Here is a 13,535-nt window from a genome sequence, read left to right as displayed (position 1 = left end):
AAATATGGAAACGCAAAACCTGTGGCCTGAATTTACCATTGATAAAACGAAAAGCCCAAAAGCTATCTTGAAGGAGCAGGCCGGATATTTAATGAAAAAAACCAATAACGTACTTTCAGCGGAGGTAGAAACTGTTCAGGCAGGCAATGAACAAATAATACAACATTTTTATATAGTAGCCCCTGCTATAAACAATTACCGCTATATGCTTTTTTCAGTAAGGCACAAGATTATCGGCTACTACCCGGTCACAGTCGTATCGGGTATTGAGATTTTTAATGAAGAGGATGGCGACAGTTTCACCTTGGGAATTCCTATGGAAGCTAAGAATGAGGAAGAATTTATAAAATCACTTTCTACTGTATTTAACGACCCAGATAACACCCGTATCATTTCCTCCCTCCTATCCCAAAGCCTTGCCGAATAATCACGATCTAACAATGATACTTCCAGAAGGGACCGAAATTCGGTCCCTTCTTTTATTGGGTAGAATCAGCTTATCTCTCTGCCACTAAGCCACATCCACTAAACCTTCTGGCCTAATTCTTGTCTTTAGAGTATAAGCCAGTTACTTTACCGGCGAAACGTATTCCATGAACTCAGTACACACAATGAAAACGCTCCAATCCAATTTATCAATCTGGGCTATTGCCGCCCTCTTGTCCAGTGGTTCGCTAGCGGCCTGTGCCCAGGCAACAACCGGCACAACCGCAGCCACTTCTACTACCAACGATCCGGCTAAAACAACGCTTCTTGTCCCTTTGCAGCAGACGGTTACCCAAATAAAGAAGCTGGTACCAACGGGCGACCCGGACTTTGATTATGCTTTTCAAGCTAAACTTCATGCACAAGGTGCCCAGAATCTACTGAAACAGGAAATCCAGAGCGGGAAAGATACAGCACTAACCAAAATGGCCAAAACGCTGCTGACAACTACCGATTCGGATGTGACTATGCTCGATGGAACGCTCCGTCAGCTCAAGCCAACGCGCCCCGTCCAGGCTTTTTCCCAGCAACAAAGCCGCAATATTGAAGCCATGAGCCTGAAATTGCAGCAAACAGGTTCCAGCGATAAATTGACGGGCAATCTGGATAAGAACTTTTCAACCTTATTGCTCGATCATCGTCAGGATGCAATTGACCTGGCTACAACCTACCTGCAATACGGAAAAAACGCTACGCTGCGGACCTATGCCCAGCAGTTGATTGACAAATCGAAGGTGGAAATGACTCAAATTAAGGCAATGCCTAAATAAACGAGTGGTTATGCGGTGCGTTTAAAAATGGTAGGTATATTCATGCCTACCATTTCTGTTTTTATGGAAGTTGCCGATTCATTTATTCCAACGGCAGGCACTGTTGGTCTTTTACCCATGGTTACGTATTTTTTCCTGATCGTAGCTATGTTTGCCTTTTTAGGCATGTTCATCTTCGCACTGGTTTCGCCAAGAATGACTGGCCCAGCTCAGGAAAGCCCGGTCTATAGCACGATTTCTAGTTTGACTATTATTAGTGTCGCTGTAGCAGGCCTTACCTATTACCTGATTCAGACCTATTACTACAATACACTGTCAGAAATAGCTACTGTGAGCGATCCGAATGATCGACAGACGCTTATTCGGGAGTCGTATAATGCTATTGGACAGTATCGTTACATGGCCTGGTTTATTACTACGCCCTTACTGCTATTTCAATTACTCAACTTACTTCGCATTCAGGTTAGCGCTCACAAACGACAAATAGCGGGTCTACTGATGGCCACGCTATTCATGGTGTTTGCCAGCTATATCGGTCACGAGCAGCTGTCATTCGACAACGAAATTCAGCTTGTACCCAAATTAGTCTGGGGACTTATTGCCCTGATCGACTATGTCTCGATCCTCTTCACACTAAACCGACTCTGGAAAGAATTCGGTGGACAGGCGCATCCAGCTTTCCGACTATCGGCCCAGATAATAGCGGGAGCCTGGGCAATTTATTTCATTGGCTATTTCCTGAGCCTTACCCCTATTGATTTTAACTGGATTCACCTTGCGTTTACGCTTGCCGACGTAGTGAGTTTGATTGGTATAGGAATGATTATTTATTTAGTGAATATGAATCGGTGGACTATCAATTTGTAAGTCCTTCATTCCAACTTCCAAAATCTGGCCTTATGCGTATTATCTACGGGTTTATCCTCTTCTTTTTCTTAACTACTCAGCAACTGGTTCAGGCTCAGAATGGCATTGTCGTCTTTCAGTCCGATTTTGGCCTGAAAGATGGGGCAGTATCGGCGATGAAAGGCGTAGCGCTGGGCGTATCACCAACGCTCAAATTGTTTGATCTCACACACGAGATTCCGGCCTACAACATTTGGGAAGCGGCCTATAGGCTCTACCAAACAGCGCCTTACTATCCAAAAGGAACCGTTTTTGTATCAGTTTGCGATCCGGGCGTGGGTACAGATCGTCACTCGGTTGTACTGCTCACAAAATCCGGACATTACATCGTTACGCCCGACAATGGTACCCTCACGTTAGTAGCCGAGCAACTAGGTATCAGTCAAGTCCGGCAAATTAACGAAGCGATTAATCGGCGAAAAAACTCAAATGAATCCTATACCTTCCACGGACGGGATGTATATGCCTACACCGCAGCCCGACTGGCTTCGCGCACCATTACCTTTGAACAGGTTGGCGCGAAGTTGCCAAATGAAGTGGTTCGATTACCGTACCAGAAAGCAGAATACAAGGGTAGAATTGTAAAGGGGAATATCCCCATACTCGATATTCAGTACGGGAACGTCTGGAGCAATATCCCTAAGGCTATGATTGAGCAACTCGGTGTGAAACCGGGAGCCCCCCTTCATGTTCAGATTTACCAAAACGATAAGCTCCTCTACGACAAATCCGTTCGTTGGGTAAATACGTTTGGCGAGGTTGCCATCGGCGAGGATATGGCGTATATCAATAGCCTGATGAACTTTTCGGTTGCGGTTAATCAGGGCAGTTTTTCGGAGACCTATAAAGTATTTAGTGGGCCAGAATGGACAATAGTTGTGAGTAGTAACTAGTGGAGTCAGTGAAATAGGTGGAGTGAGTCAAGCCAGATTTAACCAGGTTGTTATTGAAGAATCCAGCTTCATATAATGACCTTACTCCACTCAGTCAACTTATTACCAACTCTACTAAACACTTTGCATCGTACTCAATTTCCGGTAGAACCCTTCATCCAGCGTCAGCAATTCATCGTGCCGACCGCGTTCCACAATACGACCCTGATTCACGACCAGAATCTCATCGGCATGTTGAATCGTGCTGAGTCGGTGGGCGATTACGAGAGTTGTACGATTAGCCATTAAGCGGGTTAGTGCTTCCTGAACCAGTTTTTCGGATTCCGTATCGAGAGCCGATGTGGCTTCATCCAGAATCAAAATCGGGGGATTTTTCAGAATAGCTCGGGCAATGCTGATCCGCTGCCGTTGACCGCCCGACAGCTTTCCCCCTCGGTCGCCAATAATGGTCTGATAACCATCCGACTGTGCTATAATAAAGTCATGGGCATTGGCAATGCGGGCTGCTTCCATAACCTGCGCTTCAGTCGCTACGCTGCCAAAGGCGATATTGTTGAAAATCGTATCGTTGAACAGAATACTTTCCTGCGTGACAATACCCATTTGCGAACGTAGTGAAGTCATGGTACAATCGCGCAAATCCACACCATCAATCAGGAGTTGGCCAGAAGTTGGGTCATAAAACCGAGGCACCAGATCGGCGATTGTCGACTTACCACCACCCGACGAGCCCACCAGCGCAATGGTTTTTCCCTTGGGCAGATCAAAGCTGATGCCACGCAAAACGGGGGTATCGGCATTGTAGGCAAAGGATACGTTCTTCACCGAAATCCGGTCACTGAAACTGGCGAGTGTTACCGCGTTCGGCTTATCCTGAATGGCGGGTGGCGTGTCAATCAACTCCAGTACGCGTTCTCCCGAAGCCAGTCCCCGCTGTGATCCGCTAAATGCATTGGAAATGTCTTTTGCCGGACGTGTTACCTGGGAGAAAATAGCGATGTAAGCAATGAATTCAGACGCTGTCAGCTCCGACTGTCCACTTAATACCAGCGATCCACCGTAGAATAAAATACTAGCCACAACCGCTACACCTACCACTTCCGAGAACGGAGATGCCAGTTCCCGCCGGTTGGCCAGCGAGCGAATGGCATCCCGATACCCTTCATTCTCACGACGGAATTTATCCAAAATAAAGCCTTCGGCTACGAATCCTTTCACCACACGCATACCACCGAAGGTTTCATCCAGCAGGCTCACCAGGCCGCTTAATCGTTGTTGCCCCTCCTGCGCGTCGCGTTTCATTCGCCGAACAAGGGTGGCAATAAACACACCCGAAACCGGAATCACCAGGATAGCGAACAAGGTCAGTTTGGCCGAAATACTGAGCAGCGCAATGATATAACCAATCAACAAAAACACCTCCTTGGAGGCTGCCGAGAGTGTATTGGCAATGGAGTTTTCAACTTCCTGTACATCGGTGGTGGTACGGGAAATCAGGTTTCCTTTTCGCTCATTCGAGAAAAAACCGAGGTGTAATTGGAGCGTTTTTGCAAATACGGCTTCACGCAGTTTCGCGACCATCCGGGCTTTAAAAGACTCTAACTGCCTAACGGAAAGGTATTTAAATAAATTATTTAGAAGTACCGACAGAATTATGACGAAGCAAACGAACTGCAGCGCCCCTACTTTACCGTACTCCTGAAATACTTGTGCAAAATAGTATCTAAAAAATTCGGTAGGACCGGTCGTCAACGAAGGAGCTGGCTGGCTTAGAAATTCCTGCATTTGTTTGGCATCGACCTTATCGAACAGGATACTGAGCAGCGGAATGAGCAATGTAAAATTCAACACGCCAAATACGCTGGACAGTAACGACGTCAGTACGAACGGCGTCAGAAATCGTCCTAGTGGTTTGGCAAACGAGAGTAATCGAAGGTACGTTTTCATTATTCTGCAAAGGTAGTCTGAACCGGGATTTTTATGATTAGTCTGACTGACTATGATTTTTATCACTCACCTTTCTAGGTAAACAAAATCAGGGCAATCAAATAAATCATAAAAATCCAGGTTCAGATTTAATACCTAAGACTTGTATGTATGTAGATTTCTTTTGTACGTTTGAGGTATGAACGCACCCAATAACTCCTCTTTACTGAAAGGTAGCCTGTCGGTCATGATTTTGCGGTTGCTCGAAGACCGTGAGAAGATGTACGGCTACGAGATTACGCAGAAAGTGAAAGACCTGACAGCAGGCGAAATGGCTATTACCGAAGGCGCCCTTTACCCCGCGCTGCACAAACTCGAAGCCGAAGGTTTACTCTCCACCGAAACGCAAATTGTGGATGGCCGCGCCCGCAAGTACTACTCACTTACCAAAACCGGCCATACCGAAGCCGCCGGACGCATCGCTGAATTAGCCTCGTTTCTGGAGAATCTAAATCTGGTATTGAAATTGAAACCTAGTATTTAATTATGCTCACTCCCATCCAACTCTCCGCCATAGACAATCACCTGCGAAAGGAAAACTGGTTGCTCAATGAAGACCTGATTACTGAACTCACCGACCATTACATCAACAGCATTGACGAGAAACTAGCGTAGGGGATGGCTTTTGATGTTGCGCTGCGTGAAATTCATCAAAATTTCGGTGGGCGTGCGGGACTACTTGATATGGAAGAGGAGAAAAAAAGAAACCATACCCCAATTATAGCCAGGCAGTTAAGACAATTAATTGGGAGTTATTTTAGACCTCCCCGGTTGAGTTTAACCTTATTACTGCTGGGCACAGCCTATTGGTCTACAACAGAAGGGCTCATCAACGATTGGATGGATTGGGTCAACATTTCTTTGGTGAGTATTTCGAGCTTACCCATAATTGCCTTCTTTATGCGAAATGGCTATTCATACGTAGCTGGAAACAGGCAGTCGATGAAACCGTTTTGGGATGTTTTCTACAGGTATATTCTTGCGATCAATTTATTGAACATACTTAATTTTTTCTGGGGAAGCACCACTATCCGGGCAATTTCAACCTATTCAATACCTTACCAAACAACCATTGTTTTCGTGTATCTATTTGTCTGGACGGTTATTATCGATTTTGTTCTGATTCAGCCTCGTCGCTCCAAGGCTTTAGCCAACTAACCCATGCTCACCCTCGACCAACTTCGCCTACTTCGTCACGATCTACTGGATTTAGCCAACATTACCTATAGTGAGGTTATGGATGAATTACTCGATCATTATGCAAGCCTGACAGAAAAATGGATGGGTGAGAATTATTCTTTTGCCGAAGCCAGTCGAAAAGCCTGGCTTGAGTTAGGAAGCGGGCCGGGCATTCTACACATTCAGGAACGGTATAAAAAACTATTGCTTCATCAGTTACAGATTCAGCACTGGGGCATCGTACGCTGTTATTTTCGCTGGCCCACACTTATAACGACGTTATTAGTAGGTCTGTTGGCCTATTCAACTGCCAAAGCATTATCGCCGGGTATGCTGTCTGCGGTGTTTTTCGTATGTGTATTTGCACCCTATCTGTTATTTATCCCCAGCGAACTACGTCTGTTTTGGCATAAACGAATACGAAAACAAACCCTATTGACTTCCCTTCGTCGCGAAGTCGTTTACCGGCAAGCCCGATACGGCAACTACATTTATTTAGTTGTCATTCAACTACCTATACTCGTGGGGTCATTCTTTTTTGACGGTGCAAACTCCGTAATGAATCACCCTTATCTGTTCGAGTGGCATACCGGTTTATCTGCCGCCCTCGCGTTTGTTGCCATCATGTACACGCTTACTTACGCTGAGCTTTATCATAAACAGTCTGCTCAAGGTTTTGCTAACGCTTAATCTAATTTGCCATTCATAATTCAAGTACCTACCATGCTCACTCCCGCCCAACTTACCGCCATAGACAACCACCTGCGCAAGGAAAACTGGCTGCTCAACAACGACCTAATTGCGGAACTAACTGACCATTACGCAGTAGGCATAGAAGACCGTCTTGATAAGGGAATGGCTTTCGACACAGCCATTCTGGAACTCCATTCAGGATTTGGTGGAAGGAAAGGATTGTTGAAAATGGAGGAGGAATATCAGAGGCAGAAAGCACTACAACTTAGTTTGATGGAGTGGCAACTGATTCGATCATTTATGTATGGTTCGCGCTGGTTTATAGGGTTGGGGGCGTTTATCGTCTTGATTATCCTAAATATTTACCTGGGGCAGCAGGAAACCGTCGAGTCAGCCTTAGGAGCGGGATTTCTATTTGTAACAAGTTCAGTATTCGGCAATCTGTTAAGGAGTATTATCTTTTTCTACCAGAATAGGAATGAGGTCAACGCTGCAAGTTTACAACCAAACTCCACCTTATACATCAGTGCTTATATTCTTAGCTTATCCTTACTACTGGCAAACAAGTACCTGTTTCCAACGTATTCTTTGGGATTATCCAGCAATTCAATCTTACTCTTAAACACATTATTAGAAACACTTTGCCTGATTTACTACATCGCCATTGCAATAGCACTGCGGCAGTTTCTGCTCAACGGTCGCAAAAAACGCATAAAAATATAGCCTAACCATGACGCGATTCATTCAGAAGCCATATCAATCAACCCTGATCACTACCCTACCCTGCATTTTACCCTGGAGTATGGTTTGAATGGCGTCGGGAACCTCAGCTAAACTTAGTTCGTGAACCAGGCTTTCCAGGCCAGCAGGCTTCCAGTCGGTGGCCAGCAATTCCCAGAGTGAAGGTCGCTGATCGATGGGATGCTCCACCGAATCAATACCTGCAAGCTGAACGCCACGTAGAATAAACGGAAATACGGTAGTAGGTAATTCGCCCCCGTTGACCATACCGCAACAGGTGGCCACGCCACCATAGTTCAGACTTTTGAGTACCGTTGCCAGCACCAAACCACCCACTGTGTCGACTGCTCCGGCAAAGCGTTGTTTAAGCAGTATTTTACCCGTTTGGTCTTCCATATCGGAGCGCGGAATCAGTTCGGTTGCGCCTAATGCGGTTAGAAAATCGTTTGCAGATTCCTTTGAACTCACCGCGCTAACAGCATAGCCTAACTGCGCTAAAATTGCCACGGCTACCGAACCGACGCCACCCGTTGCGCCGGTTACCACAATAGGGCCTTTCTCTGGCGTAATCCCATTTTTGATCAGCGCCTGTACCGATAATCCAGCCGTGAAGCCCGCCGTTCCATACATCATGCTTTCGCGGAGAGTCATTCCATCCGGAAGTTTCACGATCCAGTTGCCCGGAACTCGTATGTACTGCGAAAAGCCTCCACTGGTATTCATGCCCAGGTCAAAACCCGTCACAATCACCTGATCACCAGCTTTCCAGCGCTCATCTGTCGACTCTTCGACAATGCCAGCGGCATCAATACCCGGCGTATGCGGATAATTCCGGGTAACACCCCTGTTCCCCGAAGCCGATAACGCGTCTTTATAATTGAGCGATGAATACCAAATCCGAATCAGGACATCGCCTGCAGGTAATTCGTCGATATGCTTTGTGGTAATCGCCAGGTTAAATTGCTTCGGTTCAGTTTCTGAAACCTGTAGGCATTGAAATTCTGTTGTCATATCGCTAAATAGGGGATAATCCGATTAACTCCTCATACAATTTCCAGTACTCTTTCGCCACACTTGGCCAACTGAAACCGGCGGCTCGTCGGCGTAGGCGATCTTCACGCAATGGGTTTTGGCCAAAGTCGTGTAGCCCATCGTGCACAATTTTAGCCATGCTCTCCGGCTCGAAATTTTCAAAATAATAGGCTTCTTTGCCACCTACTTCGGGCAGGCTCGTTAGCTTCGAGGTAAATACGGGTTTACCGAATGTCATAGCTTCGGCAACGGGTAGTCCAAACCCCTCCGTCAATGATGGGAATAAAAATGCTTCACAATGGGCGTAGAGCCACAATTTAGTGGCTTCATCGACTGCGCCAGTCATCAACAACCGATCGGCCACACCGAGTTTCTCGGCCTGTTCGCGGATGTGTTGCGCATACGAATGGCGGTCGGGACCGGCCAGAACGAGCCGATAATCAGGAAAGGCTTCAAGTAGTGGAAGAAGCGTATGCACGTTCTTCTTTGGATGAATAACGCCGACGAAGAGAAAGAAAGATGATTGAGTGAATTGGGCAATCGGGGAGCCTGCAGGCAAATCGACGGGTGTGTTGTTTGGGTTGACAGCTACGCCCGTATAAACGACCTTCAAAGGCAATGTTTTAGGAACATGCAGATGTTCCTTAACCACCGACGCCGTAAAAGCTGAACCAGCAGTGAGCAACGATGCACGATTGATTTTCCGCTGAAGATGGGCAATTCGTCGGGCTTTTTTAGCTTCTGAATAATCAGCCCGTTCCAGGAAATTCAGGTCATAAATCGTCAGCATTAGTTTTGCCGACTGAGACCGACGTGGTAAATAAACAGAGTCCTGATGTAAACAGTGCCAAACGTCATATTGGCCGGGAATCCAAATCTTACGTCGCCAGGATGCTTCAATATAGGATACCGAATCGCCAAAAACGCCTGATTTTCCTCTTGGTACCAGAAACGTAAGGTTCCAGGGTTCGCCGTCGCGACTGTCAGGGCGCCGGCGAACGAGTTCGTGCCCCAAATGTAAACACACCTGACCTAACCCACTGTTGAGATCACGTAAACGTTCGGCATCGATAAAGAGAGAAGGCATAGCTATGTGTAAAGCACAAAACTACGATTTGCCGGTCAAACGTTCGCCCTGTATATAATGTCTCTCTTTTCCATTAATGGGCAGTTCCTCAAGAAACCCCACTTTTACCAAAGCCCGGATATCATTTCGAGCGGTTTGATTGGATATACCGAGCCGTGTCTCAATTTCCTTAATAGACACCGTACCGCTTGGATTCTGTCGTACCCACTCCACTATCTGCGCCTGACGGGGCGGCAATTTTTCAGTACGCTGTAAGGCTAGTAATTGGCGTTTTTCCTGGTTTTTCTGGTCAATATATTTCTTTAGTTCATCGTACGCCCTGCTAAGCGTTTTTACCTGATAGAGAACAAAGTAAGTTAGATCATTTTCATCGGCTTCAGTATATTGGAAGGCCCTATAATACTGTGCTCTTGACTGCATAATAATTCGGGAAATAGATAAATACTCCGTCAACCAATAGCCCTTACGCAGGAGATACCAATAAAATAAGGCTCGTGCCGTTCGTCCGTTTCCATCGGAAAATGGATGAAAATAGCCAATCAGGAAATGGATAATGCTTGCTTTTACAACCGGATGGATAAAAAAATCGGGCGTCTCATCATTAAAAAAGTGGCATAACTCGCCAACAAATGCTGGCAGAGACTTATGAGTAGGTGGTGCATGAACGACATCCCCATTAATGGCATCAACTACATAAATGTCGTCGTTTTGCCTCAATTGGCCTGATTCGTTGGGTTTCTCTAAAGTATCTTCAGTAATTAACTGATGTAATCTTAGTAGACCTGCTTCAGTCAGAGGCTCCTTTTTTGTTTTAACAATGTGTTGTATGGTTGAGTAATTATTGACGATCATTCGTTCCGAAGTATTTCGTGGTGCACGATTCTTCCGAAGCATTTCTTTAGCGACTAACCTCGATGTAACAGCACCTTCAATCTGGCTCGACGCGATAGACTCTTCCATAATGGAACCAATGAGATAGTGGTGCTTATCCACTTCGCTAGTCGCCGTTTCCTGTTCACCAAGAGCTCCTGCCAAGTGTAAATCGAACTCATGGAGCTGTTGCTCAAGTGAATCTGTCTTTGTAAAATAAAACCCATGGTTGGCCAGCTCAATGTAGCGTCGGTCATGCGAACGATTCTCTTTTACAACGGACCATAAGTCAATAGGTGTAAGCACATCCTTATATTCTGTAGGTACTCTATATTTTACTTCACTCCAATACAAATAATCGTCATTTATTTTTCGAATAATCCCTTTTTTATATAAATCAGCATGTAGGCCCAATAACCCTTTTTCTATAAAGTTCTGAAAATAGACCTCATATGGTTTATTAGCGGGTGGAACCTCTATCTTTCCCATATTATTTCATAATATTTCCCAAATTTTGAAATATTGTGAAATCTAAGCTATTTAATCTTAAAGAGCAATCATCAATACAACTGAGCAATTAAGATCTTCTTTTCAAGCCTATCTTTGCACCATGACTTTACAAAATGATTTGCTGCTCCGCACAGCACGGGGCGAATTGACCGAGCGTGTACCTGTGTGGATGATGCGCCAGGCCGGACGCGTGTTACCCCAATACCGGGCAGTTCGGGAGCAGGCTGGCAGTTTCATAACCCTGGCAAAAACGCCCGAATTAGCAGCTGAAGTGACTATTCAGCCCGTCGATGCGTTCGATGTGGATGCCGCTATTATTTTCTCCGATATTCTGGTAGTACCCGAAGCAATGGGGCTTCCCTATGAAATGATCGAAAGTCGTGGACCGGTTTTCCCAACCACGGTTCGCAACATGGCTGACCTGAGCCGACTGCGCGTAGCCGACGCCGAAAGTGATCTGGGTTATGTACTGGACGCCATTAAGCTCACTAAAAAAGAGCTGAACAACCGGGTACCCCTGATTGGGTTTGCCGGTGCGCCGTTCACCATTTTCTGCTACATGACCGAAGGTAAAGGCTCAAAAACCTTCTCGGTAGCCAAGAAACTACTCTACACCGATCCTGATTTTGCCCATGCACTGCTTCAGCAAATTACGGATAGTACCATTGCCTATTTGCAGGCGCAGATACGCGCCGGAGCCGATCTCATCCAGTTGTTCGATTCGTGGGCCGGTATACTGTCCCCAGAACAATACCGTACATTCTCGCTCCCCTATATCAAACAAATATGCGATCTGATCAGTGATGTACCCGTAACGGTTTTTGCCAAAGGTGCTTTCTTCGCCCGGCACGAAATTGGGCAGTTGAGCTGCGATGTTGTCGGTCTTGACTGGAACATGGACCCGCACGAATCACGACAGTTGATTCCAGACCGGGTCTTGCAGGGCAACCTGGACCCTTGCGTTCTCTACGCTGATTTTTCCCAGATTCGGGCAGAAGTAAAGCAGATGCTCAGTTCATTTGGCCACCAGCATTATATTGCCAATCTTGGCCACGGCATTTATCCCGATACTGACCCCGGCAAAGCAAGGTGCTTTGTGGATGCGGTGAAGGAGTTTTCAATTCTGTGAGGTCAAATCTCTTCCGAATCCCTCATTCCGTGATTCCGTGATGGCAGGTTCTAAAACCTGCCACGTTAGGTTTCTCAAAACCTAACTATTGCTGACAAGTAACTGGCACGAGCAGGTTTTGAGAAACCTACTCGTGCCAGGTTTTAGAACCCGGCACCACAGATAAGGGAGGCAGCACCACCAGTTCGACCATCTTATAAATGCTCTTTCGCTTCTTCTTTTAGCAGTGCCTTATCAATTGGCACTACGCCAACCGATTCACACACTAGCCCCCCGCCGAGATTCGACAAGCCCGCAATAATGCTCGGTGATTGTTTCAGCGCAACGCAGCAGGCAGCGATGCTAATGACAGTATCGCCCGCACCCGATACGTCGGCAATCTTACGAACGTGGGCCGGGAGTTTCAGTGCCTCGCCATTATAGTCAATAAAAGCGCCACGTTCCGAGAGAGTGATAAGCGCACCTTTCAGATTTAGCGTTTCCTTCAATTGCGTAACAACTGCCTGAAACTCATCAGCGTTGTCTACGTCGAATTCAACTTTTAGCCCCTCACGCAACTCCTTCAAATTTGGCTTGAAAAGCGTGGTATTCTTATAAGACAGGAAGTTGCGTTTCTTCGGATCAACCACGGTTGGAACGCCCTGTTCATTGGCAAAGTCGGTGATTTCGGCAATGGCTTCTTTGCTCAGAACACCTTTGTCATAGTCTTCAAAAATAACGACGTGGCAGGTTGGAATCAGCTCTTTTGCCTTTGCAATTAACTGCGCCCGTTCGGCAGACGTGATATATTTGTCGGTTTCAGTATCCACACGTACTACCTGCTGCGAACCGGCAATAATCCGCTCTTTGATCGTTGTAATTCGGTCAGCACTTCGGATCAGACCATCGCAGTTTAGCTCCCGGTCGCAGAGTTCCTGTTGAAGTTGATCACCCGGCCCATCGGTACCGATAATTGAGCAAATAATTGCTTCAGCACCGAGTGCCTGTACATTTAGCAATACGTTACCCGCGCCACCCAAGCGCAACTCCCGCCGATCAACCGTTACGACTGGAACGGGTGCTTCGGGCGAAATCCGCTCAACGCGCCCCCATACATAGGAGTCGAGCATAACATCCCCAATAATCAGAACGCGGAGTTTATCGAACTGATCAAACAGTTCATCGAGGGTCATATCCAGGACCGGATTCATAGGCACAGAAAACGTATTGAGGAGCAAAGAAACGAAAAAAGTACCCTTTTCTGAACGTCGACA

15 protein-coding genes are annotated in these 13,535 nt (G+C 46.4%); 10 read left to right on the top strand and 5 right to left on the bottom strand.

Translation table 11 applies throughout. The features are described from left to right. The first annotated feature begins 4 nt into the window (after positions 1–4). The 4 genes from EXU85_RS04125 (at position 5) to EXU85_RS04110 (ending at position 3,055) form a co-directional block, all read left to right on the top strand. Complete coding sequence (locus EXU85_RS04125) at positions 5–427, top strand: hypothetical protein (RefSeq protein ID WP_142770854.1); 423 nt, start codon at positions 5–7, stop codon at positions 425–427. Positions 428–611: 184 nt separating this feature from the next. Continuing rightward, complete coding sequence (locus EXU85_RS04120; protein ID WP_142770853.1) at positions 612–1,256, top strand: DUF305 domain-containing protein; 645 nt, start codon at positions 612–614, stop codon at positions 1,254–1,256. 42 nt (positions 1,257–1,298) lie between these two features. Further along, a complete protein-coding gene (locus EXU85_RS04115; RefSeq protein ID WP_246859422.1) occupies positions 1,299–2,123 on the top strand; it encodes a bacteriorhodopsin in 825 nt (274 codons plus the stop codon). A gap of 32 nt (positions 2,124–2,155) precedes the next feature. Next, positions 2,156–3,055 carry an S-adenosyl-l-methionine hydroxide adenosyltransferase family protein gene (locus EXU85_RS04110; protein ID WP_142770852.1) on the top strand — a complete coding sequence of 300 codons (900 nt, stop codon included), beginning with the start codon at positions 2,156–2,158 and terminating at the stop codon, positions 3,053–3,055. 114 nt (positions 3,056–3,169) lie between these two features. Here the strand turns inward: EXU85_RS04110 and EXU85_RS04105 are convergent, their stop codons facing one another. After that, entirely contained in the window at positions 3,170–5,002 is a 1,833-nt protein-coding gene (locus tag EXU85_RS04105) for an ABC transporter ATP-binding protein (RefSeq protein ID WP_142770851.1), read from the bottom strand. Between the two features lie 178 nt (positions 5,003–5,180). Between EXU85_RS04105 and EXU85_RS04100 the strand changes: the two genes are divergently transcribed. Genes EXU85_RS04100 through EXU85_RS04085 form a run of 5 tightly spaced genes read left to right on the top strand, consistent with a single transcriptional unit; the run spans position 5,181 to position 7,636 of the window. Beyond that, the gene (locus tag EXU85_RS04100) at positions 5,181–5,525 is read left to right on the top strand and encodes a PadR family transcriptional regulator (protein WP_142770850.1); all 345 of its coding nucleotides are present in this window, start codon (positions 5,181–5,183) and stop codon (positions 5,523–5,525) included. Positions 5,526–5,527: 2 nt separating this feature from the next. Continuing rightward, positions 5,528–5,656, top strand: coding sequence for a hypothetical protein (locus tag EXU85_RS35945; RefSeq protein WP_256366029.1), 129 nt, complete (start codon positions 5,528–5,530; stop codon positions 5,654–5,656). Between the two features lie 3 nt (positions 5,657–5,659). Next, positions 5,660–6,199 carry a hypothetical protein gene (locus EXU85_RS04095; RefSeq protein ID WP_142770849.1) on the top strand — a complete coding sequence of 180 codons (540 nt, stop codon included), beginning with the start codon at positions 5,660–5,662 and terminating at the stop codon, positions 6,197–6,199. Positions 6,200–6,202: 3 nt separating this feature from the next. Continuing rightward, positions 6,203–6,910 carry a hypothetical protein gene (locus EXU85_RS04090; protein ID WP_142770848.1) on the top strand — a complete coding sequence of 236 codons (708 nt, stop codon included), beginning with the start codon at positions 6,203–6,205 and terminating at the stop codon, positions 6,908–6,910. 33 nt (positions 6,911–6,943) lie between these two features. Continuing rightward, complete coding sequence (locus EXU85_RS04085; protein ID WP_142770847.1) at positions 6,944–7,636, top strand: hypothetical protein; 693 nt, start codon at positions 6,944–6,946, stop codon at positions 7,634–7,636. Positions 7,637–7,669: 33 nt separating this feature from the next. Here EXU85_RS04085 and EXU85_RS04080 read toward each other — a convergent pair whose 3' ends face one another. From EXU85_RS04080 to EXU85_RS04070, 3 genes are read right to left on the bottom strand one after another with little or no spacing between them, the layout of a single operon-like run. After that, positions 7,670–8,665, bottom strand: a complete 996-nt coding sequence (locus EXU85_RS04080; RefSeq protein ID WP_142770846.1) for a YhdH/YhfP family quinone oxidoreductase — start codon at positions 8,663–8,665, stop codon at positions 7,670–7,672. 4 nt (positions 8,666–8,669) lie between these two features. Continuing rightward, positions 8,670–9,773, bottom strand: a complete 1,104-nt coding sequence (locus tag EXU85_RS04075; RefSeq protein ID WP_142770845.1) for a glycosyltransferase family 1 protein — start codon at positions 9,771–9,773, stop codon at positions 8,670–8,672. A 21-nt stretch (positions 9,774–9,794) separates the two neighbouring features. Then, positions 9,795–11,132, bottom strand: a complete 1,338-nt coding sequence (locus tag EXU85_RS04070) for a Fic family protein (protein WP_142770844.1) — start codon at positions 11,130–11,132, stop codon at positions 9,795–9,797. Between the two features lie 121 nt (positions 11,133–11,253). On the opposite strand from EXU85_RS04070, the gene hemE reads away from it, so the two are divergent. Beyond that, complete coding sequence (hemE, locus tag EXU85_RS04065) at positions 11,254–12,282, top strand: uroporphyrinogen decarboxylase (protein WP_142770843.1); 1,029 nt, start codon at positions 11,254–11,256, stop codon at positions 12,280–12,282. Between the two features lie 194 nt (positions 12,283–12,476). Here the strand turns inward: hemE and EXU85_RS04060 are convergent, their stop codons facing one another. Beyond that, positions 12,477–13,472, bottom strand: a complete 996-nt coding sequence (locus EXU85_RS04060) for a bifunctional heptose 7-phosphate kinase/heptose 1-phosphate adenyltransferase (RefSeq protein ID WP_142770842.1) — start codon at positions 13,470–13,472, stop codon at positions 12,477–12,479. Positions 13,473–13,535 lie beyond the last annotated feature (63 nt).

The organism is Spirosoma sp. KCTC 42546 (genome assembly GCF_006965485.1).
GTDB lineage: Bacteria > Bacteroidota > Bacteroidia > Cytophagales > Spirosomataceae > Spirosoma.
Note: the sequence above shows the minus strand (reverse complement) of the source record. Positions and strands in the feature narration are given on the sequence as shown.